Source organism: Paenibacillus sp. FW126-R14, from assembly GCF_058789495.1.
Map to the genome: position 1 here is coordinate 78,883 of NZ_JBYTBS010000010.1, position 25,751 is coordinate 104,633.

General features: G+C 44.9%; 13 protein-coding genes. All 13 read right to left on the minus strand.

The genetic code is table 11. From position 1 onward, the window contains the following. Positions 1-76 precede the first annotated feature (76 nt). Positions 77-2,680, minus strand: a complete 2,604-nt coding sequence (locus AC3WRW_RS09715; RefSeq protein WP_492546129.1) for a stalk domain-containing protein — start codon at positions 2,678-2,680, stop codon at positions 77-79. A 191-nt stretch (positions 2,681-2,871) separates the two neighbouring features. After that, positions 2,872-3,231, minus strand: a complete 360-nt coding sequence (locus AC3WRW_RS09720; protein WP_492546130.1) for a hypothetical protein — start codon at positions 3,229-3,231, stop codon at positions 2,872-2,874. Positions 3,232-3,422: 191 nt separating this feature from the next. Then, positions 3,423-4,628, minus strand: coding sequence for a methionine adenosyltransferase (metK, locus tag AC3WRW_RS09725; RefSeq protein WP_492546131.1), 1,206 nt, complete (start codon positions 4,626-4,628; stop codon positions 3,423-3,425). 336 nt (positions 4,629-4,964) lie between these two features. Next, positions 4,965-5,237 (minus strand): alpha/beta-type small acid-soluble spore protein, encoded by a 273-nt coding sequence (locus tag AC3WRW_RS09730; RefSeq protein WP_492546132.1) that lies wholly within the window; start codon positions 5,235-5,237, stop codon positions 4,965-4,967. 140 nt (positions 5,238-5,377) lie between these two features. After that, complete coding sequence (locus AC3WRW_RS09735; protein WP_492546133.1) at positions 5,378-5,926, minus strand: hypothetical protein; 549 nt, start codon at positions 5,924-5,926, stop codon at positions 5,378-5,380. A 76-nt stretch (positions 5,927-6,002) separates the two neighbouring features. Beyond that, positions 6,003-9,239 carry an S-layer homology domain-containing protein gene (locus AC3WRW_RS09740; protein ID WP_492546134.1) on the minus strand — a complete coding sequence of 1,079 codons (3,237 nt, stop codon included), beginning with the start codon at positions 9,237-9,239 and terminating at the stop codon, positions 6,003-6,005. Between the two features lie 328 nt (positions 9,240-9,567). Further along, the gene (locus tag AC3WRW_RS09745) at positions 9,568-12,588 is read right to left on the minus strand and encodes an S-layer homology domain-containing protein (protein ID WP_492546135.1); all 3,021 of its coding nucleotides are present in this window, start codon (positions 12,586-12,588) and stop codon (positions 9,568-9,570) included. 244 nt (positions 12,589-12,832) lie between these two features. Then, the gene (locus AC3WRW_RS09750; protein WP_492546136.1) at positions 12,833-15,853 is read right to left on the minus strand and encodes an S-layer homology domain-containing protein; all 3,021 of its coding nucleotides are present in this window, start codon (positions 15,851-15,853) and stop codon (positions 12,833-12,835) included. A 378-nt stretch (positions 15,854-16,231) separates the two neighbouring features. Continuing rightward, positions 16,232-20,122: an S-layer homology domain-containing protein gene (locus AC3WRW_RS09755; RefSeq protein WP_492546137.1), complete on the minus strand. Its 3,891-nt coding sequence runs from the start codon at positions 20,120-20,122 to the stop codon at positions 16,232-16,234. 274 nt (positions 20,123-20,396) lie between these two features. Continuing rightward, on the minus strand, positions 20,397-21,506 hold the full coding sequence (locus AC3WRW_RS09760; RefSeq protein ID WP_492546138.1) for a glycosyltransferase family 4 protein: 1,110 nt from the start codon (positions 21,504-21,506) through the stop codon (positions 20,397-20,399). 132 nt (positions 21,507-21,638) lie between these two features. Then, positions 21,639-22,427, minus strand: a complete 789-nt coding sequence (locus AC3WRW_RS09765; RefSeq protein ID WP_492546139.1) for a WecB/TagA/CpsF family glycosyltransferase — start codon at positions 22,425-22,427, stop codon at positions 21,639-21,641. A gap of 53 nt (positions 22,428-22,480) precedes the next feature. Continuing rightward, entirely contained in the window at positions 22,481-23,596 is a 1,116-nt protein-coding gene (gene csaB / locus AC3WRW_RS09770; RefSeq protein WP_492546140.1) for a polysaccharide pyruvyl transferase CsaB, read from the minus strand. Beyond that, positions 23,572-25,620 (minus strand): DUF5693 family protein, encoded by a 2,049-nt coding sequence (locus tag AC3WRW_RS09775; protein ID WP_492546141.1) that lies wholly within the window; start codon positions 25,618-25,620, stop codon positions 23,572-23,574. Before AC3WRW_RS09775 ends, csaB begins: the two co-directional genes overlap by 25 nt. Between the last annotated feature and the right edge of the window lie 131 nt (positions 25,621-25,751).

A 25,751-nucleotide genomic window follows, 5' to 3' on the forward strand; every position in this document is an offset into this window, starting at 1 on the left:
GTGAACAATATTAGAAATTAGTCTACCCCATATTGTACCATAGTTCTTTCAATTTGAATTGAACTTCTAGCACTATTTATTCGATAGTAATTCCATAATTCTTGGGATCCCAGCCTACTTTAAACCCTAATTTCTCAGAAATTATACGCAGTGGCACCATGGTCACATTGTTCATAATTTTTGGCGCTACTTCCGCCGTGACACGGTCCCCATTAGCCAGTAAATCCGCATTATCAATCCAGAGATCAATTAACTTATCCCCTCGAATAACGGTTACCTTCCGTTCGGCATCATCCCACTTCACATTACCGCCAAGAGCTTCCGTTACAAAACGAATCGGAATAAGCGTATTATCATTCACAATCGTCGGAGCTTGCTCTAACGTCATGGCTTTATCGTTTACGGTTACTTGTTTCTTATTTACCGTGAGCTTCACTGAACTTTTTGGCAGAGCTGCCAATTGTCCTTTATAAATGAAAGAGATATCGTCGATATTAATTTTCCCTTTCGAGGCTCTTTCATCCTGTCCGTTCGCGGGATTAGCTACGTATACACTCTTGAGCTTAATCGGGAATTTCAGATCGGACACATCAGCCGTTAATTTACGCCAGCCCGTCCAGTTCATGTTCTCCGTAAAGCTTACATAGTTCAACTTGCCGTTGGCATCAACAATCTCGGCACGCACCCAGTTGAAGCTTCCATCCCCAAACACCCTAGCCGTTATAAACTCAGGTTCGCCTGCAATCTGAACACCGTTTGTGCCATCAAACCGGGCATACGCGGCTTTCGTGCCTGTACCTTTTGTAAAATCATACGCAATCGCCAAATTTTTATTTCCGTTTTCTTGCTCAATATTCACAGCTGAAACAACTTCTGCCGGATATTTATCACCTGTTGTCATGACGGCAGACTTGTCCAAATCATACCATACCTTCTCTTGCCCTACTGGAAGAGTAACCATTGTGCTGAAGCCATCATATCTCGCGATAACCTGAGCAGCTTGAGAACCTGAAGCACTATCTACATGAAGAACGCCGTCTTTCAAGGTTCCTTTCACACCGCTAAGTTCCCATGTTGCTGAAGCCGCTGGCAGTTCTCTTGTTGCACCGCTTTTCGTGGTTACTGTAATTGGCAGCCTGAAATCCCCACCTTCTGTCAATGAAAAAGAGCCCGAATTAAATTTCATCGAATTAATTTGATTTCTGCCGATAACCTCTACATCCATTGATGCAGAACCTTTGCCTGACTTCGCAATAATTTGCGTTTTACCAGGCGTTGCAGGTGTGTACACATTATCTTTGAATCCGCCATTTGCCGTAGAACTACTCCATTGTGGAACGATACCGTCCACAGAAATCGGATTATAATAATCATCGTATGCTTTAAATTGATAAGTGCTTGACTCATTCATGAATAAAATATTTTGACCCTTTAAAATAAGACCTTTTAACTCACCTTTTGGCGCGGTAGAATATACGCCTACACCATTTACTACAGAACGCTGATTGCCATTTTCCGTCTTATTGACCAGCTTCGGATCAAAGTCACCTAGTGGCCTGGACACCATCTGTGTGGAGCCTCCGCCATCGAGAACCATTCCCCGCCAAACACCGGCACTGATCATAAACTGTTGAAGCTCTGGAAGCGTCATCCCTGCGCTGCCTGCGCTGCGGTCAGAGGTAATAATGTATGCCGTCTTCAAATCTTTTGAATAGCCTATAGCTGTTCGCGAACGCGGGCTGTAACCGCTGAAATCATTGATATTTCGGGTAAAATAACTCGGCTTCGCCTCATCTACCAGCAGTGTGCTGCCACCGATAAGCATTTTGAAGTTTTTCCAATCATACGTTTTGGAAGCATCGTGTGGAACCATATCATATTTGGTGGTGATTTTATCTCCGACTTTGAGGTGATTTACGATAAACTCGCGCGCCAGACCAGAGCCTCTGAGAATATAGCCGTCCGCTGGAGCAACCATTTTTATATTCGTATCTACGGCAATTTCCTTCACGATATCATTTTGGATAAGCGCCTCCGTCGGAACGTGCGTTCCGTCAACCGCTCTTTGTGTCATTGCCCAAGCACTCGTATATAGGAAAAGTCCGTCCGCAATCATCGCAACATCGTTATCGTCCCAATAATACGTTTTATTCACACCGCCAAGCTCAAAAGATGTCCCATCCTTCGCCGTAACCTTCCCCTGGAAGTCAAAAATATCAATGATCGGCTGATTATTCTTCGTTATAGCAAAAGAGTACAGCCCCGATATTTTGGCAGGAGTCGCCATAACCTTTCCATTCGTAATTTGGGCCCCCTCCGGAACTCCCTCGGCTTGTGTATTGAAGAAATCCCCGTTTACACCTGCCACTGCGCCGCTATCCTTGACCATGCCTAAAACACTCTGATTTTTTGTAAACTGCGTGTTCGTCCCAGCCATTGCGTCTATTTTCACGTTCGGATTCGTCAAATCGACCTCGATCACATTTGCGTTCACCGAAACATCCTTATTGCTTCTACTTGTCGTCCACACATAATTCTTCATGACTGCGCCTGATGTGATCGTCTCCTGCGAACTTAGTGTCAACGTTGATCCCGCCGCATTTACCGTAGTTCCAGCTACCAATTGCCACACCAATGCGCAAGCCAGCGCACCAATCCCTACTTGCTTCTGTACCGTCATGTTGCTTTTCCACGCTCCTCTTTCAGTCTAATTCTATTATCTATCATTTTCACGATACTTATATAGACTCTTAAACTATGGAAAAAGTTACGATAGGATCACAGTTGTATTTATACTCCAAAAGCGAACAAAAAAAGAGAGCAAAACCCTAGCTGGGCCTGCTCTCTGCCTGAGATGCAAAACCTGTAAAATTACAGGATACGTTTTAATTTAGCTTCATGTTCGATAGACCGTGCTGATAAAAGTTCAATAATGACGTGTTGTTGCTCTTGGACCAGCTCGATTCGTTTTACCGTTTCATTAGTTTCCAAAACAGCCTGTTTAATTTGAGTTTGTTCTAGTTCTAGTCGGTCTAGGCGTTGGTCCATAACTTCTAAACGTTGGTCCATACCGTCCAGGCGTTGATCCATGCGGTCTAAGCGTTGATTCATACCGTCAAAGCGTTGATCCATACCATCGAGTCGGGTATTGATTCCATCTAGTTCCTTGAACACTGGTACAAACTCTGCTTTCAGCAAGGCTGATAGCGCTTCTTTCAATTCATTGTCCATTTCCGTCACTCCCCGATCCATCTACTTGTAATAGATGCATGTAATCGTAAATCCAGTATACCATAGGAACTGCTCTGGATGAAAAGTTATTGGAAGGTATGAATATATTACCATTTTTTATAGTTAAATCCAAACGTATGTTCTTGTTTCCTCAAAAGTAAAAGCCGCCCAAAAGAGGACGGCTTTTCTATCTATTCTAAAGCTTGAGCCTTCAAAATCTCAGCTTTATCTGTGCGCTCCCAAGGAACATCCAGATCGTTACGGCCAAAGTGACCGTATGCAGCTGTTTGACGGTAGATCGGACGACGCAGGTCAAGTTCTTTAATGATGCCAGCAGGGCGAAGGTCAAAGTTATTGTGGATCAGCTCAACAAGCTTCTCTTCACTCACTTTAGCCGTACCAAATGTATCCACAGCAATGGATACCGGGCGAGCAACACCGATTGCATAAGCTAATTGAACTTCGCATTTTTCAGCAAGTCCAGCTGCTACGATGTTTTTCGCGACATAACGTGCTGCGTATGCACCGGAACGGTCAACTTTTGTTGGATCCTTACCGGAGAAAGCACCGCCGCCGTGACGAGCATATCCGCCATACGTATCAACGATGATTTTACGGCCAGTCAAACCAGCATCCCCTTGAGGTCCGCCGATTACGAAACGGCCAGTTGGGTTGATGAAATAGTTTGTATTCTCATCCAATAAGTGCGCTGGAACGATTGGAGCAATAACATGCTCTTTAATGTCCTTTTGGATTTGCTCCAAAGTAACTTCTTCGCCATGCTGTGTAGATACAACGATTGCATCAACACGAACCGGTTTATCATCGATGTACTCGACAGTAACTTGTGTTTTACCATCAGGGCGCAAGTATGGAAGAGTTCCATTTTTGCGAACTTCTGTCAAACGGCGAGCAAGTTGGTGAGAAATCGAAATTGGAAGCGGCATAAGCTCAGGCGTTTCGTTAACCGCGAATCCGAACATCAGACCTTGGTCGCCCGCGCCAATTGCTTCAATTTCCTCATCGGACATTGAGCCTTCTCTTGCTTCAAGAGCTCTGTCTACACCTTGAGCAATGTCAGGGGATTGTTCATTCAAAGAAACGAGAACCGCACAAGTTTGGGAATCGAATCCGTATTTTGCACGCGTATAACCGATTTCCTTGATTGTTTGTCTTGCGATTGCTTGAATATCCACATACTCAGAGCTTGAAGTAATCTCACCGATTACCAAAACCAAACCAGTTGCTACAGATACCTCACATGCTACACGAGCATTCGGATCATTGGCAAGAAATGCATCCAATACCGAGTCAGAAATTTGGTCACAAATTTTATCCGGATGACCTTCTGTTACGGATTCGGATGTAAATAAACGACGTCCACGTACTTGCGTCATATCATTCATCCTCCTAATTTCATTTAGTATGTTTGAAAAGCTTCTACTCGATGCCTCTATATGAAAAAAAGTGGGCCCGGCTTTAGCGGCAGCTTTTCACGCCAAACGGAATCCCTCTTTTGCGCTCAAGCGCTGACAAGATCTTTGAATTCCGCAATGGTAAAAATAACAGATCAAGCAAGTCAATCAATGAATAAAGACAACAAAAAAATGAACCTTTCCCGATAGGAAAAGGTTAAATTAAATATTGACCTTCAATAATTTATCTTACTTTATTTGTCGTCTAGTGTCAATGAATGTAACCATGAAGAAATTATGAATTATTCCAAAATGGATTTAGAGAGAGAACAATGCCTCTTCTGCACGTTGAATTAACCTTTTAGTTATTGTTCCTCCTACCGCCCCTGCATCTCTTGAAGAAATGTGGCCCCAGTAGTCTTCTTTCATTGAGGATGAGGGAATAGATCCCAGCTCTGTTGCAAATTCCGTATCCCCATTAAACGACATATGCTTACCCACTGGCAATCCTAATTCAGCAGCAATTTCATACTTAAGTACATCAAGTGCCTTTTTTGATTGAGGAACCACCTTGTTGTTGTTTCTTGCCATAATAAACGCCTCCTTAGAGTTTTTATTATTTAAAACAATACTCCGCAGTCGACCTTTGTGGGTACACCTTTATTATGGCTGGATTCCTAAACTAGAACCGCATAAGAAGTTGTCATAATGGGTAAAATTATGGAGAAGGCTTATTTAGCAGCCGCACTTCCGTCTGCATTAAGCAGTAAATAACTGCCGCGTACCATCACAAAAGTGTCCGCGGTATTTTTCGGTGAAGGCTTAATTCCCCGTCCCTCAGTCGGGAAAATCAAAAGATGATTCAGCGCGACCTCAGTCCCCGCTGGCAGATCCTTGCCTCCCGTTACATCCGGGATGCCGTTATCATCGTTGCTCATGGCTAGAACCCGGCCGGAGCGAACGATAAACTCAGTGCCAGCACCGGCATAGAGGGTTTGTCCATTTTCCAATTGGACAACCTTCATTGTCGCTGGCGTTGGGGTAATACTGCCACCTCCGTTGCTCCCACTGCCAGGCTGGCTTCCGCCAGCACTAGCAGCGATCGCGGAGGCGATCAGATCCTTCACCTTGGCTTCGCTTAAGGTGTTCTGATCGAAGTAGCTCTTCGTGATCACCGGGTCGGTGGACGAGCCTGGGGTCGGGGCTTCGGCTTGTGATGTACTTAACGGAGCAAGGGCTAGCATGCATGCTAACGCTGCAATTTTTACAGATAACTTCATTAGTTTTGTCACCTCTGCTATGAATTTCTTGTATAAAAGAAAAAGACCCCGAAGGGTCTCTTTCTCTGAATTAAAATTAATAAGAGTTATTAGGGTTATTAGTTACAACAACTTGAACGGATTTACCGTTTGGTGCTGTAGCAGTAACAACGAACTCAGTAACACCAAGAGGAATACTCACTACTCCCGTAGAAGCATTAATTGAAACAGCTGCACCTGATTTAACAGTTGTGTTAACTGTGTAGTTAACGCCTAATACGGATTTGTATGCAAGAATTTGTTCGTTAGTATACTCAATACCGTAGTTGTCAACAACTTTAAGCTTGTTGTCATCATCTTTGTGGAAGAACTGCCATACATTTAGACCACCAGTAGCAGCCGTAATGTCAGAAACATTGATACTTGTTTTACCTGCAGTAATAGTATCAACTGCAATAGCATCGGCTTTAACTGTAACTTCTTGGGACAAGTTGATAGTTTCACCTGTGTTAGTGTAAACAACTGCTGATACTGTAGCAGTACCTGCTTTGTTACCCAATACATAACCTTTCTCTGTATTGTTTAATACAAAGTCTGGTGCGCCACCTTGACCAGGTGCAGTAGGTGCTCCCGAAGCAGTTAAGATTACGTTAGGATCAGAGCTTGAAAGGCTGCGGATGAAGTTTGTAGGCAATTTAACTTTGTTGCCAGCTTCATCTTTTGCAGTTACGCCAACACTCTTATCGAATTGACTGTAGCCTGCATATAGATCATTAGCATCAAGACCAGCAGTTGAACCCAATTTGTCTTTTGCTGCGAACAGAGTTCCAATTGAATTCAAGGAGTAAGTCAACTTAGTATTAGCTTTAACTGCTTGGATAGAACGGCTAACAGTGCCGGATACTTCACCCCAAGTAGTTCCACCAGCAATTCTCTTTTCAACTACTACTTTAACAGTGGCTTTACCTTCATAACCGCTAGTAGTTAGAGTGTTGAAGCCTTTGTTAAATTGGTCAATTTTCGTGTTATCAAAGATGTAGGTCGTAACATTACCAGCAACAACAGTTGATGAAGGTGTTCCTTTAGGTGTAATGTCAGTTTTATTTTCAGCTTGATCTCTTGTAACCTCAGCTTTGATTTGGTACTCAGCAGTACGTCCGTTTTGACCTGGGATGGATGCAGCAATATTATCGTTAAGGTTTTTACCGAATTGGTCAACCAATTGGAAAATAACTTTATCTGTTGCACCCAAAATTGCTTTTGCAGCAGATTCAGTTTTAACAACGATAGAATCTGGGTAACGACCTTCACCAACGTTTACACTTGTTTGAACAAATGTATTGGTTTGTGATTGGTTGATTGAACCAGAAATAAAGATTTTATTTCCTACGTTGTTATCTGCAGTGAAGAGCAGACGAAGCTTTCCTTTGTCACTGCCTGTTTCCTGAACATTTGCTGTACCATTGGATACAGAGAAATTGAAACGCGCTTTGTTATCAACGATATCTTGAGCGCTCAATTTATTTCCGTTAGCGTCACTTACAACTAGCGGAATAAATACTTCTCTATCTGTAGCACTAATGGAAACAGCGGATGTATCAAACTCAACTTTAGTAGCCAAGTTGCCTGCGCCTACGTTAACTGTTGCAGTAGCGGAAGAAGATCCACCATAAATGTTAACTGTGTACTCAGCAGTTTTGTCTACTTTGGAAGTCAATTTAACTTTAACACGCGCGTTACCATTGTCGTCGAACAAATCATTAACTGCCAGAGTGGAAGCGGCTTTATCAACTGTCAAATATTGCTCGTAAGGTGTGATAACTGGGTTAATGTTGGTCGGATTAACTTCTGGATTAGCTCCAGTGAATTGAGCTCTTACGATAGCATTTCCGTATTGGTCAAGGAACGTCAACGGAATCGAAGCACTATCATCAGCAGAAGTCAATTTGTTTGTAGTAGTATTGGAATATGTTACTTTACCAGCTTCAATTTTGCTTAAAAGCGGCACTGTTCCCACTTTGAAGTTTTTGGAAACTGTAACGTTACTGCTGTTGTAATAAACAGTAATTGGGATAACTCCGTTACCTTGTGTAATACCGTTATTATCTGCTTTAGTTGCGAACGTAACCACGAAATTTCCATCATCGTCCTTCTTGAATGAAGAAGGTGCTTGCCCGCTCACAAGTGCTGTAAAGCTAGCAGTGGAGATAGATACTGCTTCACCATATTGGTTAGCAGCTTTCACTTTAACAGATGCATTTGTACTGTAAGCAACTGTGTCGCTTGCATTTACAAAGTCAATTTTGGAAACTTGCTCGTCAGTAGCTTTGAAAGTTGCAGTTGTTTTTTCAACAGCAGAAGCATCAAGGCCAGACAATGTTACTGTGTAATCACCTTCAGAGATACGAGTATCAGTTGTAAGTGTTACGGATTTTTTGTCATCAGACCATTTCGGAGCAGTTGTGGATGTACCCACAGCCAATGTACCTTTAGTCAAAGCCAATTTAGCTTTATCAGTGTCAACCGCTTTGCTGAATGTAACTTCAACTTTGTATACGCCAGCAGCTTTAGCTTCAGTTACGGATACTTTACCAACGTTTGCGATAGCCGCATCAGCTTGGAATGCACCAACAACTAGGTCAGCACGAGTAGCCAATTTGGAACCGTCAGTACCTTCTGGAAGGATTTTGTTGCTGATTGCTTGTTTAACAGCGTCAGCGTACCAAGGAGTACCTGAAGTGTCTGGTTTGATTCCAAGACCTTTAACAAGTGCAGTAGCGAACTCACCAAGAGTTACGTTAGCGCCCGGGTCAAAAGTTTTGTCTGTTTTACCATCTACAAGACCTGCTTTTTTAGCAGCTTCGATGAAAGGAATTGCCCAGCCGTTAGCTGAATCGTCCGCTTTTACATCTTCAAAGCTGGAAACTTTAACGCTATCGTCAACTTTGACGCCAGCAACCAAAGCAAGAACTTTCGCGAATTGTGCGCGAGTCATGTTTTCTTTGATACCAAAAGAATCAGCAGCTGTACCTTCGAAATATTTTTTCGCAAGCATAGCGTCGATTTTAGCAAGTACAGTTGCGTCTAGACCATCAAGATCTTTGAAATCCTTGGAAGTCTTAACTGCAGCTGGAGCAGTTGTAGTAGTTGTAGTATCAGTGCTTGGTGTAGTTGTTTCAGCAGCCATTGCTACGGATGCAAACAAAGAGAAAGCTAGTGTTGCAGAAGCGATTACTTTTAAACTTTTTTTCATAACCTTTTTTTCTCCTCCTTGAATATCTTGGGTTTTATTTTTTAGTTTGGATCTTACAATATTCGAGCTCGATTCACTCATTGTATGGTTCACCCCCTTCCTAGAGTTAGAGCATTATATAACTAAGTTCGCGTGCAGCTCTATTGGCCACATTGGAAACTAGTAAACTTTAGTAGGAAAATAGACACCCACACCAATTTACATTATACATTGGTCGAATAGCGTCGTAAAGAATTATTTTAACAACTTTAGCTATTGCTTACTGCTAAAGAAATAACTTCTTATTATGAACTTGTTTTCAAAGTATTAAACGCACAGTTTTAGAAAAAGTTGCGTTTCTAAAAAAAATATTTTAAATATTTATTCGTGCAATAAAAAAAAGACCCCGAAGGGTCTTTTTTACTTAGTCTTAGTTTTGTGGCATTGCAACTGCAACTTGAACGGATTTGCCATTCGGTGCAATCGCTGTGATCAAGAACTCATGCACAGTACCGTTGATTTGTGTAATCGCGCCTGTTTGTGCATTCATTTCTACATTACCACTGCCGCTTACAACGGATACGGTGTAACGAAGTCCTAGTACGGCATCATATTGGTTGATGGCTGCGTTTTCGTACTCAATACCGTATTGGTCTGTTACCATCAGCGTGTCATCGCCATCAGTGAAGTACTGGTAGGCCATGTTGCCTTCTTGATACGTGGCAGTCGTTGCTCCTGCTTCAAGTTTGTCTACCGTGATCGCGTCTGCTTTCACAGTTACCGCTTGAGTCAAGTTAATAGTCTCGCCTTTGTTTGTCAGAACGACAGCAGATACAGTAGCTGTTCCTGCTTTGTTACCGATGACATAGCCGTCTGTACCATTAACAGCAACCGTTGCTATGGATGGATCCGAGCTTGAAATACCTTGTATAGCGTTGGAAGGAAGAACGACTTTGTTTCCTGCTGAATCCTTCGCAATGACAGATAGTTTTTTGTCAAATTGACTTGCTCCGGCTGTTACTTTCTCACCAGTTGTAAAGTCTGCTTTCAAGTTGTCTTGCGCTGCGTACAACGTGCCAAGTGTATTGATGGAGTACGTCAAAGCTGTATCAGACTTCACTGCTTCGAAAGTACGAGTTACCGCAGATGAGTAATCCGAGTAAGCTCCGCCATTTGTCGCTTTCTCTACAACAGCTTTGACCGTAACTTTTCCTACTTTACCTGTCGTTGAAGTCAGGTCAAAACCTTTGTTGAAGTCAGCCAATTGGTCATTGTTATAGTAGTACGTTGTTACATTTGCTGGCGCTCCAGCAACCGGTGTTGCTGCATGCTCAACTTTAGGTGCTGCGTTTGTACCTTCACCGTCTGTTGTCACTTCAACTTTGACGCGGTAGTTGGATTTTTGGCCATTTGCACTTGCGATATCGGAAGCGATTTTTGAAACATCTTTACCATACTGATCTTTCAATTGGAATTCGATATCGTCGCTTGCGCCTAGAATTGCTTTGGCAGCCGGCTCGCTTGTTACGGTAATGCGGTCAGCCACACGTGCATCTTGTACTGGAAGGCTTGTTTGTACAAATGTGTTGGACTGCGATTGATTGATTTGGCCCGTTACATATACTTTTGATCCTACCGTGTTAACAGAATCGAAGACCAATTTCAATTTCCCTTTGTCAGCGCCTGTCTCTTGGATCGAACCTTTACCGTTCGTTACGCTGAAAGTAAAGCGGTCTGCGTTATCCACGATGTCTTGTGCGCTTAATTTATTGCCGTTAGCGTCTGTTACGATCAATGGTACATAGACATCCGGATCATTCGCTGCAAGCGTTACGGAAGACGTATCGAACTCTACTTTCGTAGCCAAGTTCGCCGCGCCTACGCTCACTGTTGCTGTTGCGGAAGAAGAACCGCCGTAGATGTTAATCGTGTAATCCGCTGTTTTATCTAATTTTGCTTTCAATTTCACTTGGATACGTGCATTGTCATTCTCGTCAAACAGGTCGCCTGTCGCAAGCGTAGAGCCCGCTTTTACGATTTCAAGGTTTTGCTCATATGGTGTGATAACCGGGTTGATGTTGCTTGCATTGATTTCGTTATTCGTGAATTGACCTTCAACGATTGGGTTACCATATTGGTCAAACATGTTCAGTGCGATGGAAGCCGTTTCGTCAGCGGCAGTTAATTTTGTACCGCCATTGGAGTACGTTACATTTCCAGTCTCAATTTTGCTCAAGATCGGCACTGTACCGACTTTGAAGTTTTTGGATACCGTTACGTCACTGTTGTTGAAGTAAACTGTTACCGGAACGATACCATTGCCTTGGGAAATACCGGAGCCTGTTACGTCAGCTGTGATAACCAGGTTGCCATCTGCATCTTTCTTGAAGCTTGCTGGCGCTTGGCCGGATACGAGTGCTGTGAAGCTGGATGTGCCCATCGATACGGCTTCTCCGTATTGGTTGACAGCTTTCAGCTTGATCACGGCATTTTTGCTGTACGCCACAGTGTCGCCAGCGTTTACGAAGTCAATTTTCGTCACTTGCTCATCTTGCGCCTTGAATGTTGCTGTTGTTTTATCTACCGTTGCTGCATCAAGACCGGATACAGTCGCTGTATACTCGCCTTCACCAATTCTTGTGTCTGTTGTCAGTGTTGCTACTTTTTTATCTTCAGACCAAGTTGTTGTTGCGGAAATAGCTTGTGTTCCTTTTGTCAAAGCCACGGTTGCTTTAGTTGTGTCTACCGGTTTGTTGAAGGTAACGGTTGCTTTGTATACGCCCGTTGCTTTCGCTTCGGTTACAGAAACTTTACCAGCCGGTACGTATTGTTGTTTCGCTTCGTATGCGCCGCTCACTAACAAATCGCGAGTTGCGTTGCTCATACCGCCAAATGTGCCATCTTCGTTGTTAGAAAGAAGTTTCAATTCAAGCGCAAGAGCCACATAGCCTTGTGCCCAACCGGATACTGTTGCATCTGTGCCGGTTTTGCCTTTCGCTGCCGCATCTTGTCCAAGAACACGAACCAAGAAAGTAGCCAATTGTTCTTTTGTTACTTTACCAGCCGGGTTGTATTGACCTTCTGCATAACCGTCTGTTACGCCAGCTGTTTTCAAAGCTTCGATGTAAGGAAGTGCATAACCGTTGGCTGGATCGTCAATACTAACGTCAGTGAAGCTGGAAGTTTGCAAGTCTTTGTTGATGTCAAGACCCATGATCAGCGCTGCAACTTTTGCGAATTGCGCACGGTTCATTTCGTCTTTCAGACCGAATGTTGTATCGGATACGCCATCAAAGATACCAGCAGAGATCATCGCATCAAATTTGGCTTTTGTCGCAGCATCCAGGTCTTTCAAGTCTGTAAAGTCAGCAGACGACTTCGCGAATGCCAGGGACGAGAACATGGAGAAAGCCATAGCGGATGTAAGGACTACGGAAAGAGTTTTCTTCATAAGGGTTTGTTTCCTCCTAATATTTTAAAGTTTTTTGTTATAAAAACTTATAACCAACGGGACGACTGTTGAATCTTCTTCGCCAACTTCGTGTAGCTTATCTTCTATCACCTCGGCTACATGACTTAGTATACTTGAGTATATACACAATTTCATTGATAAGTATTTTCCAGCAATCCAGGTTGTGAAAAATAGAAAATATATAGAAATAAAAAAGACCCCGAAGGGTCTCTTTTATTTGGTCTTAGTTTTGTGGCATTGCAACTGCGACTTGAACGGATTTGCCATTCGGTGCAATCGCTGTGATCAAGAACTCATGCACATCACCGTTGATTTGCGTAATCGCGCCTGTTTGTGCATTCATTTCTACATTACCACTTCCGCTTACAACGGATACGGTGTAACGAAGTCCTAGTACGGCATCATATTGGTTGATGGCTGCATTTTCGTACTCGATACCGTATTGGTCTGTTACCATCAGCGTGTCATCGCCATCAGTGAAGTACTGGTAGGCCATGTTGCCTTCTTGATACGTGGCAGTCGTTGCTCCTGCTTCAAGTTTGTCTACCGTGATCGCGTCTGCTTTCACAGTTACCGCTTGAGTCAAGTTAATAGTCTCGCCTTTGTTTGTCAGAACGACAGCAGATACAGTAGCTGTTCCTGCTTTGTTACCGATGACATAGCCGTCTGTACCATTAACAGCAACCGTTGCTATGGATGGATCCGAGCTTGAAATACCTTGTATAGCGTTGGAAGGAAGAACGACTTTGTTTCCTGCTGAATCCTTCGCAATGACAGATAGTTTTTTGTCAAATTGACTTGCTCCGGCTGTTACTTTCTCACCAGTTGTAAAGTCTGCTTTCAAGTTGTCTTGCGCTGCGTACAACGTGCCAAGTGTATTGATGGAGTACGTCAAAGCTGTATCAGACTTCACTGCTTCGAAAGTACGAGTTACCGCAGATGAGTAATCCGAGTAAGCTCCGCCATTTGTCGCTTTCTCTACAACAGCTTTGACCGTAACTTTTCCTACTTTACCTGTCGTTGAAGTCAGGTCAAAACCTTTGTTGAAGTCAGCCAATTGGTCATTGTTATAGTAGTACGTTGTTACATTTGCTGGCGCTCCAGCAACCGGTGTTGCTGCATGCTCAACTTTAGGTGCTGCGTTTGTACCTTCACCGTCTGTTGTCACTTCAACTTTGACGCGGTAGTTGGATTTTTGGCCATTTGCACTTGCGATATCGGAAGCGATTTTTGAAACATCTTTACCATACTGATCTTTCAATTGGAATTCGATATCGTCGCTTGCGCCTAGAATTGCTTTGGCAGCCGGCTCGCTTGTTACGGTAATGCGGTCAGCCACACGTGCATCTTGTACTGGAAGGCTTGTTTGTACAAATGTGTTGGACTGCGATTGATTGATTTGGCCCGTTACATATACTTTTGATCCTACCGTGTTAACAGAATCGAAGACCAATTTCAATTTCCCTTTGTCAGCGCCTGTCTCTTGGATCGAACCTTTACCGTTCGTTACGCTGAAAGTAAAGCGGTCTGCGTTATCCACGATGTCTTGTGCGCTTAATTTATTGCCGTTAGCGTCTGTTACGATCAATGGTACATAGACATCCGGATCATTCGCTGCAAGCGTTACGGAAGACGTATCGAACTCTACTTTCGTAGCCAAGTTCGCCGCGCCTACGCTCACTGTTGCTGTTGCGGAAGAAGAACCGCCGTAGATGTTAATCGTGTAATCCGCTGTTTTATCTAATTTTGCTTTCAATTTCACTTGGATACGTGCATTGTCATTCTCGTCAAACAGGTCGCCTGTCGCAAGCGTAGAGCCCGCTTTTACGATTTCAAGGTTTTGCTCATATGGTGTGATAACCGGGTTGATGTTGCTTGCATTGATTTCGTTATTCGTGAATTGACCTTCAACGATTGGGTTACCATATTGGTCAAACATGTTCAGTGCGATGGAAGCCGTTTCGTCAGCGGCAGTTAATTTTGTACCGCCATTGGAGTACGTTACATTTCCAGTCTCAATTTTGCTCAAGATCGGCACTGTACCGACTTTGAAGTTTTTGGATACCGTTACGTCACTGTTGTTGAAGTAAACTGTTACCGGAACGATACCATTGCCTTGGGAAATACCGGAGCCTGTTACGTCAGCTGTGATAACCAGGTTGCCATCTGCATCTTTCTTGAAGCTTGCTGGCGCTTGGCCGGATACGAGTGCTGTGAAGCTGGATGTGCCCATCGATACGGCTTCTCCGTATTGGTTGACAGCTTTCAGCTTGATCACGGCATTTTTGCTGTACGCCACAGTGTCGCCAGCGTTTACGAAGTCAATTTTCGTCACTTGCTCATCTTGCGCCTTGAATGTTGCTGTTGTTTTATCTACCGTTGCTGCATCAAGACCGGATACAGTCGCTGTATACTCGCCTTCACCAATTCTTGTGTCTGTTGTCAGTGTTGCTACTTTTTTATCTTCAGACCAAGTTGTTGTTGCGGAAATAGCTTGTGTTCCTTTTGTCAAAGCCACGGTTGCTTTAGTTGTGTCTACCGGTTTGTTGAAGGTAACGGTTGCTTTGTATACGCCCGTTGCTTTCGCTTCGGTTACAGAAACTTTACCAGCCGGTACGTATTGTTGTTTCGCTTCGTATGCGCCGCTCACTAACAAATCGCGAGTTGCGTTGCTCATACCGCCAAATGTGCCATCTTCGTTGTTAGAAAGAAGTTTCAATTCAAGCGCAAGAGCCACATAGCCTTGTGCCCAACCGGATACTGTTGCATCTGTGCCGGTTTTGCCTTTCGCTGCCGCATCTTGTCCAAGAACACGAACCAAGAAAGTAGCCAATTGTTCTTTTGTTACTTTACCAGCCGGGTTGTATTGACCTTCTGCATAACCGTCTGTTACGCCAGCTGTTTTCAAAGCTTCGATGTAAGGAAGTGCATAACCGTTGGCTGGATCGTCAATACTAACGTCAGTGAAGCTGGAAGTTTGCAAGTCTTTGTTGATGTCAAGACCCATGATCAGCGCTGCAACTTTTGCGAATTGCGCACGGTTCATTTCGTCTTTCAGACCGAATGTTGTATCGGATACGCCATCAAAGATACCAGCAGAGATCATCGCATCAAATTTGGCTTTTGTCGCAGCATCCAGGTCTTTCAAGTCTGTAAAGTCAGCAGACGACTTCGCGAATGCCAGGGACGAGAACATGGAGAAAGCCATAGCGGATGTAAGGACTACGGAAAGAGTTTTCTTCATAAGGGTTTGTTTCCTCCTAATATTTTAAAGTTTTTTGTTATAAAAACTTATAACCAACGGGACGACTGCATCTTGTTGTTGATTCCGTGTAGCTTATCGTCTATCACCTCGGCTACATGACTTAGTATACTTTAGTATATACGCAATTTCATTGATAAGTATTTTCCAGCAGGCAGCTGCTCTAGATACTCATCTCTTCGGGCAATTTTCGCCCACAAGTACAATTTACAATCTATTTGTGAAGCAAATGCGTAGAGAAACTGAGTGCTATCTAAAAGTTAGCTTAAGATAAGCTGAATTCTAGTTCCCTAGTTTCATATAGATAGAAAAAAGACTGCATCCTATACGTCGGACACAGTCTTCTTGTTCATTCAGGTTTTAAGGGATTTTCTTTTGCTGCTTGAGCACACGGTTAGCAATAGCCGCGGCCTGAGCTCTAGTCATATTGCCTTTAGGGTCATAGCTGTAGGTAGGCTTTTTCTGCCCTTGTACAGGTGCATTTTCGATGCCGTCCATTAATCCCGCTTTAATTACGGCTTCTACAGAGGCTAATGCATAAGTATCAATGTCGCCTGCATCTGTAAATTGCTTTTTAAGATTAGCAAGCGATTTGGCCGAATCAGTGGTGGTTTTCATGTTTGCTGCTCTTTCAATCATAACGGCTGCGTCTGCACGACTAATAGAGTTAGTAGGAAGGAACAAGCCATTGGAGTTTCCTCTTACGATTCCTGCCCGAGCTCCTGCTTCAATATGCATAAAGTCATACAAGCTGCTGCTATTCGGTAATCCGAGACCTCTGCGTACATCCGCGAAAGTACCTTGGAAGTTAGGGTTGGTCGGATCGTTGGTATGATAGGTTGTATCTTCATTAACTAATGGGATATTAAAAATGTTAACCAACATCGTTACGAACTCGCCGCGTGTAATCGCGTCATTTGGCAAGAACTGTCCCGGTGTCTTATTGTTCATGATCCCTTTGGAATAAAGAATATCCAAGTAATCACGTGCCCAATCATGATTGGTTACATCATTAAAGCTATTATTCATATACATGACTTGGAAATACCCGAAGCTCTCAACCGGCACTTTGATCGTGTGGGATTTGGGATCCACAACCCCGCCGATATTTTTCCAGCCTACATACTGATTGCCCGTACCGCTCGGATCCAGGAATGTACCGAATTGATAGACAGTAAGGTACTTCCATGAGTCATTACGAACCTCTTCGTCATATTTCAAAGTTAAGGTTCCACGTTCCGTAGGTATGACTAAGTTTTTGATATATCTAGCGTAGAATGCAGTCTCCCCAGGTCCCGGAAGCGATGGAGACGGTAAGTTGCCACTGCCTTGTAAGGCGTCTTTAAGTGTTGAAGTACTGCTTGCCGCACTAATATCAATCGCTCCGCCATCTATCCAGAACAACTTGCTGGCAGCTCTGAATCGACCCGTCGGCTCCTGAAGGAAGCGAGATCCGGCCTGTGTTTCCGAAGCCTTATCTACACGCCCGTCATCCTGATTGGCGATCCCAAAGACTAATTTACGATCGGAAGTAATAAACTGTTCCGTTTGAGTACGATCGTTTCTCATCAACTTCGTATCTTTCGGGAACGTCAATGTGAGATCCCCATCGAACAGACTCATTTTAGCTGTGAGATTAGTACGATATTGTGCACCTTCAATTGGTGTATTCAAATTATTAAGAATAAAGGAACCCTTCGATTTAGCACTTCCGCGAATAATTTCGAAGCTGATTGTATTCTTGCCCGCTTTAAGATTCGGAACATCCAAACGGAAGACTCCTGGTGCGGTAAGCTTGGCTTCTGTTTTATTGTAAATAATAGAGCTTGCTCCGTCTGCTTGAATAACTACGGTTTGGAAATTTGTATTTACGTTAGCTTGGTCAATTTTATCCGCATTTTTAACAAAATTCGTTGGTTGAAGCAGCAGATAGTCTACAGGCTGTTTAGTAATAGTAATCATCTTGCTTGTCGTACGGCCTGTTTTGTTCTTAGCCACCAGCTCTAATACATAATCTCCATACGCATCCAAATTCAAAGGCGTCGAAAGCTTGAATTTGGTCGTAATTTGATTACCGTCCAGTGGATTAGTAACTTGAGAGATTTGTGCTAATTGCGGAGTCGTACCCACAGAAAGTGTAGAACCATTAGGGACGCTTCTTACATACAAAATAGCTGTTGAAGTCGGATCTGCTGAATTTATTTTAGCGTTTAACACCGTACCCGTTAACTGAAGCTTATCCGATGTAGTCAAATATGCTCCAGGGACTGTACTAGGCGTGGATGGCGTTACTCCCGGATCAACAGTTAGCTCCTCTATTAGAGGTGCGTAATCGCTTAGAACGAAAATTTCATATATCGTTTGTGTAACAAGTACTTTTACGCCTGCAGGCCTCAAATAAAGAGAGAACTTAATTGTCTTTTTACCATCGGCGTCAAAAAGTGTATTGAATGCACTAGCAGGGATATTAAAAGTTCCATCTGTTCTATTAATTGCTGTAGCAGGTAAAGTAATGTTCGTATCATTCACAGATACTTCAACATCGTCGTAGCCTGTAGGCGGCAAATTAACAATCTTACCTGTAATACAAGGGGCAAAACCGCTCGCACAAGTAATCTGAGCCGGGTTGCTGACTACTTTCCCATTATAAAGACTATTCACAATGACATAAGGCGCACTTGAGATATTCAACTGATACGTTTTGGAACCAGCCTGATTATAACCCGTTGTGGCGTTCCAAGGAACCAACGTCAGCTTGGTAGCACCGTCCGGAATATCATGAAGATCAATCTCCGCTACGCCGGAAGAGGCATCCACTGCATTAACTGCCACGTCACCGTTGTCTGCAAAACCAGGGATTGTCACTTTCACTTTATCCGCATTTCCATTCACATGGAATTTAAGTTTGGCTGGGAATTCATTGATTTGGTTCGTGCCTTGCTCAGTAAGCTTGACTTCATAACCCGCGCCAACTGCCGGAGCGAAATATTGCGCTGTATAGCTAATGTAAGGCAAAGTTGGATTAACATAATTGAAAGTATATCTTGTTGTATATTCTCCACCAAGACTTGTAACGAATTTAACATCGATTTCTTGGGACGTAGCCGTACCGCTCAGTGGAAGGTATGCCTCAATATGATGGACATCGTAAGCAGTACCTCCCGTTACAACCGCTGGAGAAACTAAGCTTGGATCTGTTCCGCTTGCGACATTAGGGTTAACGTTCAAGTAACCGCCATTAGTGGTTGTTGCGCCTGTTGCAAATGTATATCGAAGCGTTGTCCCACTTCCGGCAACACTAATATCCGCATACAAGTAGTCAGGGCTGCCTGCTGTGATATTCCCTTTGCTGTTCTTTAAATCTGCTGTAAACACGATGTTATTATCCGTTGCGCTTTCCAAACTAGGAACGGTGACCAATGCTTGGTCTGTATTCCCTGTAGCCGTCTCTTTAAAACGAACTTTACCGTTATAAGCAAAACCGTATCCATTGTTATAAATAAAGTTTCTCGATGTCGTGTAAAAGTTCGTCGGATTCTTGGCAACGAAAGTTACCAGGTTATCCCCTGGCGTTAAAGCCAAGTCCGAGGCTCTGCCTGTGTTTGTTAAGAAGGTAAAGATACCGCCGGAAAAATTGGTTGCTTCGTAAGTAGCTCCTGCTACGGTAGCATTGACTTGATAAGCATTATTGGAATTACCCGTAATGGATAGGTTCGTGTATGGTCCGTTTACCGGATACATTCCGCCATCGGCAAAGTCAGCACCGTTAATTTTCAAATTCGTGATGTTGGACACCGGTGTAAAGTAAATCCATGCCGGCTTAGAATCAACCGTTGAAGTGCTTCCGTATTTAACAACGATTTTATTTAAACCTTCCGTTAATTGAATATTCTCAAAGGTAATTTGGTTGCTGTTGTTAGGGTTCTTGATTGCGCGATTCGTTTTGTTGGGAGTGGTTACCCCGGTATTGATATTCTTAATCTCGTAATAAATATTCGTGATTTGATCGTCAGAAATTCCCCCTATATCCACGCTGAGCGTGATTGGGTTCGATGTGATTCTAGGAACCGCGGCATCGGAGTAGGGCGGATCATCCTGTATTACCGTAGTATCATTGGGGTCCGTATGTACGTAATAATTCGTTATATTGATTACAGGCGCGGCAGAAGCCGTGAGTGGCGGAAGCAAGGTTAGCAGCATGGCAACCATGAGGCTAATGCTAATCCACTTATTTCTTTGCTTGGTCTTCAAAGCTAGTTCCTCCTTATGTCATCTAAAATATTATTCATGATCGTCATGTCATTCTTGACCAGCCTGCTTGGCCAGCCTTTCTTTCACTTTCGACAATCCCTCCCAAATTCTTCTATCATTCTACATGTTTAGACGCAGTTTACCTACCAAAAGTTCTTGTACCTTTCTTATCGGTCAAAACCTCGCAATTGTTTAGAGAAAGAGGGAAGTTCACAAAATAGAAAAAAAATCCAACCCGAAGGTTGGATTAGCGTAAAGCGATATAAGTGCTGAATTATTTGCCCATCCGGTCGCTCTGTACAGGCTTGCGGATAAGTCTTTGCAGGAAGTTCAAGACCGGCTTGCGGCTTTTGCTGATAATGCCGATCGCTTCTGCTCCAACGAGCATTACGAGGAAAAGTGCAACGATGATCATGATCAGGCCCCAAGTAGAATCCTGGGAAATGAACACCGAGCATACCACCGCGCTGCCGCCAAATACGGAAGCAATTCCGTAAATGATCAATACGCTTGTACGATGGCTGAAGCCGAGCTGCAGTAAGCAGTGGTGCAGATGGCTTTTGTCCGGCGCCGAGATCGGCAGTTTATTCACGTAGCGGCGCATAATCGCGAAGAAGGTATCGGATAATGGCACGCCTAGAATCATAATCGGAATTAAGAGCGATACAACGGCTGCTTGTTTGAAGCCGAGAATCGACAATGTCGCCAGGGCGAAGCCCAAGAACAAGGCGCCTGAATCGCCCATGAAGATTTTGGCCGGATGAAAGTTATAGAACATGAATCCTACGATGCTTCCTAGCAGGATCACGCTCAATAGAATAACGGTCACATTGCTCATCATAAGCGCTAAGATAAGAATCGTAGTGGTAGCAATACCGGATACTCCTGCTGACAGGCCGTCAAGACCGTCAATCAAGTTAATGGCATTGGATACGCCGACGATCCATAATATCGTAATCGGGATACTCAACCAGCCGATAGGCAGGTTTGTCTCTCCGAACGGAATGTTAACGAGATCGATTTTGAGGCCAAAGGAAACGACGATGCACGCGGCAATGAGCTGCCCGAGCAGCTTCCATTTGGGCGAAAGTTGAAAACGGTCATCCAGAGCCCCCGTAATGACGATAACTAAACCACCGAGCAGCAAACCAAAGGCTGCATTGGAGTTTACGGCATCAAGTGCTGGAGAGACGACGAAATACGCTCCGACAAATGCTAGGAAAATAGCTAGGCCTCCGAGACGCGGCATAATTCGGGTATGAACTTTTCGTTGGTTAGGGGCATCCACAGCTCCAACCCAGAAGGCAAATTTTTTGACCAAGGGTGTCAGCAGCACTGCAATAACGCAGGCAGCGATGAACCCAATCGCATATAATCCATACATGTCTTCTTCACAGCTCCTCTTGTCTTGGGTGGCAGGTGATCCGCCGAAGAGAATTATACTCCCATTTGTCCACAAATACTACTGCTAAATTTGTCTGAAATGACCGTTTTCAGCCAATTTTCATAAAAATTTTCATGATTTTGTGACTTTCTCTTTATCGCGCATCACTTTCATCGCGAATTTGGGGAGTAATAGCATTCTTTTGTAGCGCCACGGCTCCTGCAACAGGCGGTAGAACCATTCAAGACGTAGTTTTTGGAATATGACCGGCGCTCTTTTTAGCTTGCCCGAAAGCACATCAAAACTTCCCCCGACTCCCATCATAACCGGAACGCCGAGCTGCCCTTTGTATTTCCCGATCCAAGGCTCTTGATTCGCTGCCGCTCTCCCTACAAATAAAAGGTCCGGCTCCGCGTCCACGATGGATTGAATCACTTCGGCATCCTGCTCGTCACCAAAATAGCCGTCGCGCACGCCAACCAACTTGATTCCGGGATAGTTCGCACGAATTTTAGCAGCCGCCGCTTGGATCACGTCGCTTGAAGCTCCCAGCAGATACACTTTCCAGCCTTTCGGCTCTCCGGCTTTCATCAGCTCTTGAATCAAATCATAGCCGGGAACCCGTTCAGCTACAGGCTCTCCCACATAATTGGCCGCCCAGACGACGCCCGTTCCGTCAGGAACGATAAGCTCAGCGCGCTGCATCATGCTCATATAAGCAGGATCATCCAGCGCCGCCATGACCATAATCGGGTTAGCGGTAATGATCTGGTGAGGCTGTCTTTGTTCGATCGCCTTGGATAGATAGGCTACCGTTTGGGCCATGCTCATCTTGGAGAAAGGAACCCCGTATATGCGGACTTTGGGTACAGCTTGGGCAGAAACAACTCCAGTTGGGATCGTTGTCGATGTTGAGCTCATAGATATCTCTTCCTTTATGTGACGTTAACTTTCACGTTTTGGTTGACTTTTTCCTATTTTTTTTGCATGTAAAATGAAACGATGCGATTCGCAGGGAGCTGCGCCTGCGCCTTAAGCTCCTCAATGGCGGCGCGCTTGGACGCCGCCCAAGCGGTTGAATCCGCCAGGAGACGCTGCGCCTCCTGAGCCAAAGCGTCGGCATCGAAGCGAGCGGTCGATGCCGCGGCCTTCATGCCGAGCCTATGGAGGAACTGGTCGATCTTCGGATCGTACGAGATGCCAACCATAGGCACATACTGCGAGGCTGCATAAATCAACGAATGCAGCCTCATCCCGATCAGCAGGTGACATCCCGCGACCTGCGCGAGCATATCCTGCGGATGGACGATGCCCGGCACCATCTCCGCCCGCCCCCCGTGATCGCCCAAACGGTCGATCACGAACTGCGAAGCCACCTCGTCAGACGGGAGGTGGAAGGGCAAGAACCGCAGCCGCACGTTAGGATCGGCGGCGAGCAGCTTTACGAGGGACCGCGAGAGAGCTTCCAGCTCCGAGCGGTCCTCGTTCCAGAAGCGGACGGACACGCCGACCGTCCGCACACCCGCTACCGACCCGTTAGCACCAGCCTCGCCGCGAAGCGGCAGGCCCATGACCGGGTCGGGCACGACCGCGATGCGCTCCCGCGGGAGGCGCATCTTCTCCAGCAGCTCCGCGGATTCGATATCGCGGACGGACACATAGGCGCAGCGCTTGAATACGCTGCGGATCCAGCCGTCAAACATCCGGCGGTTCACCGGCCCGATGCCTTGCGAATAAATAAAAGTGGGCTTTCCAAGCCACTGCGCGATTTTCACTACAGCCAAGTAGTACGGAATGGTCTTCGAGCTTGTAGCATCCTGAAGCAAGCTGCCGCCGCCGCTGATCAAACCGTTCGCTTCCCGCAGCGCGCGGAGCAGCGAGCCCGGCTTCATCCGATGATACGAAGCAACGCCGTACATCGCTGACGTTTTCTCCGGATTCGCGGAAAGCACGATCGGCTCGATGCGGATGCCCTGTTCCCGGCCCTGTTCCTCCAAAGCGAACAAAATCGATTGAAGCACAGCCTCATCCCCGCTATTATCGAAGCCATAATAGCCGGATATCGCTATTTTGACAACTTTGGCACCCATCGTTTCCAACTCCTTGTGACAATTTCCCAAGCTGCGATTAGAACGAGGCCAATGATAGCGCCAAATACGATACCGTAAGTAATACGGATGAAAGAAATATGAAGCGGTGTATGCAAGTGAGCGAACGTATCAACGATGGAAAGCTGTCCGATAACCCCGATAAAAATCAGGTAAACTGCATGTCTGTAGCGGACAGACAGGTAGGCCCCAAGCAAGAATAACGGATGGGCGACCAAAAATTCTTTCGTACGCGGACGCACGCCAAGCGTGTTCTCCAGGAAAGAGCGGAACAATTTCTCCACCGTAGAAGCTTGTCCTTCGTTGCCTGTACGAGACAAATAATAATAAACAGCAGCAAGACCAACTCCGGCAATGACAATCCACAATACGCTTATATAGGAAGTGAGAATGCGGCGGATATTATTGAGTTTGTCGCTATAGGTATTGTTCTCGCTAAAGAATAACAAGTATACGCCTGCGATTGCGATAGGCAGCAAATGCAGCACGCCTACGCCGCGGAACTGCTGCAGAACGAGCATATACGTGATGTGGTTAAGAAGTGCTACTTCGTAAACGACACCTATGAGCGAAATCGCCGAGGTAATGATCAATGTCCATACGGCAAAAATAAAGCCGGATTTCCATTTGGCTGCAGCTCCTGAACGAACCGTCCGAATAGCCCGCATAATGGCGATGCTTGGCGCAGAAATAGCCGCTGCCAAGGCAAGACCCTGCGCGTATAAATTAGCTGACAGAGTGTGCAGTGCAACCAAGCCCAGCAGACCAAGCACAAAGAAAATGAGCGTTGCTTCCGGGATAAAGAATGAAATCATAAGCACGATTAGGCTCAAGCCGCCAATCAGCATAAAGACGCTGGCTGCTTTCTGCCAAACATTCGCTTCTACTTCAAAAGGCTGGGCTATGCCAAGTTTAAAGCCTTCTTTCTCAATGCGTGGAATGGCTCCGTCTTTGCCTTGCAAGATCTCAGAGTAAGCGAAGAGCGGATCTACAAGCTTACCTTTATCAAGGCTTTTTACGGGCCTCGCATTTAGGAAAACCATACGAATGTTGCGATCCTTCACTGCAAGCACGAAACGGTCCGCAACTCCTTGGATACGGTCCTCCAGCTCGGCCTTTTTCAGCGGTTCTGTCAGCTTCTCACCGTCTTTCTCCGTGAAGGAGTGCAGGCGGACGACATTATAGTTCGTTTCTTTAGCTAACGTATTAAACCCTTTTTGAGGCTCTTTCAGCATTTCGATAGCGGCCAGACCGATGCCGTTTTTGTTCAGCAGATCCGCCATTTTATTAAGGTTAAGATCTGTGTTTTCTTCCGTATAGCCCGGAACCTCATTGCCATCTACAATGATTCTTTTCACACTGTAGTCATGAAGCTGCTTCAGGAGACGATCCATCTCATTCGTGACGAAAGGCCGGCGATTCGACAGGCGCACTACGATTTGGAAGCCTTGATCCTTCAACATTTGCAAGGTGATCGGGTCAGGGTCCATTCCCTTAATCGAAGCATCGTCCATACTCATTTGAATAATGAGTCCGTTACGGTTTTTGAAGCTCCAAGGTTTGATGCCAACGCCCAGGTCGCCAAATGTTTTCTGAATTAAAGGCTCCAGCTTTTGCTGCGTCTCGCTGTCTCTAAATAACACATAAGTGAAGTTCTCATTCGGATCGCCGAACGTTTGGGTAAGCGCGGCTGCGTCCCTTGAGTTGTACATATCAATATGACGACTCTCTTTGAACTCGGACAGCGTACTCTCATATACGGCCATGGATCCGACGCCTGCGGCTTTCATATTCTTCAGCTGCTGGGCAACGAAGCTCCGTGGGTTTGTTTGCAGATCCGAAACATCCAAGATATCGCGATAGTCAAATACGAACTCGACGTTCTTCGTCGAAGTTTCGGTTTGGTGGCGCGTGTAAGCTAGCGGAAGCGAGCCTAGCATACCAATAATGACGAGCCACCATAGAACGTTTTTGAGCGGGTTATTCCAAGTTTTATACCAATTCACCAATTGTCCACTCCTTAGAGCATTTACTTTCTATTCCCATATACATTCGAAAACCTCTCCAGCTCCCAAGCCTAGGAAAATAGGCTCTATGAATGCGGATTTATTCCATCTATTCATTAGACGACCTATCC

Bases quoted from the DNA above. Each gene is read 5' to 3' on its own strand.
- AC3WRW_RS09715 (WP_492546129.1), bottom strand. From the start codon at position 2,680: ATGACGGTACAGAAGCAAGTAGGGATTGGTGCGCTGGCTTGCGCATTG.
- AC3WRW_RS09720 (WP_492546130.1), bottom strand. From the start codon at position 3,231: ATGGACAATGAATTGAAAGAAGCGCTATCAGCCTTGCTGAAAGCAGAG.
- metK (WP_492546131.1), bottom strand. From the start codon at position 4,628: ATGACGCAAGTACGTGGACGTCGTTTATTTACATCCGAATCCGTAACA.
- AC3WRW_RS09730 (WP_492546132.1), bottom strand. From the start codon at position 5,237: ATGGCAAGAAACAACAACAAGGTGGTTCCTCAATCAAAAAAGGCACTT.
- AC3WRW_RS09735 (WP_492546133.1), bottom strand. From the start codon at position 5,926: ATGAAGTTATCTGTAAAAATTGCAGCGTTAGCATGCATGCTAGCCCTT.
- AC3WRW_RS09740 (WP_492546134.1), bottom strand. From the start codon at position 9,239: ATGAGTGAATCGAGCTCGAATATTGTAAGATCCAAACTAAAAAATAAA.
- AC3WRW_RS09745 (WP_492546135.1), bottom strand. From the start codon at position 12,588: ATGAAGAAAACTCTTTCCGTAGTCCTTACATCCGCTATGGCTTTCTCC.
- AC3WRW_RS09750 (WP_492546136.1), bottom strand. From the start codon at position 15,853: ATGAAGAAAACTCTTTCCGTAGTCCTTACATCCGCTATGGCTTTCTCC.
- AC3WRW_RS09760 (WP_492546138.1), bottom strand. From the start codon at position 21,506: ATGTATGGATTATATGCGATTGGGTTCATCGCTGCCTGCGTTATTGCA.
- AC3WRW_RS09765 (WP_492546139.1), bottom strand. From the start codon at position 22,427: ATGAGCTCAACATCGACAACGATCCCAACTGGAGTTGTTTCTGCCCAA.
- csaB (WP_492546140.1), bottom strand. From the start codon at position 23,596: ATGGGTGCCAAAGTTGTCAAAATAGCGATATCCGGCTATTATGGCTTC.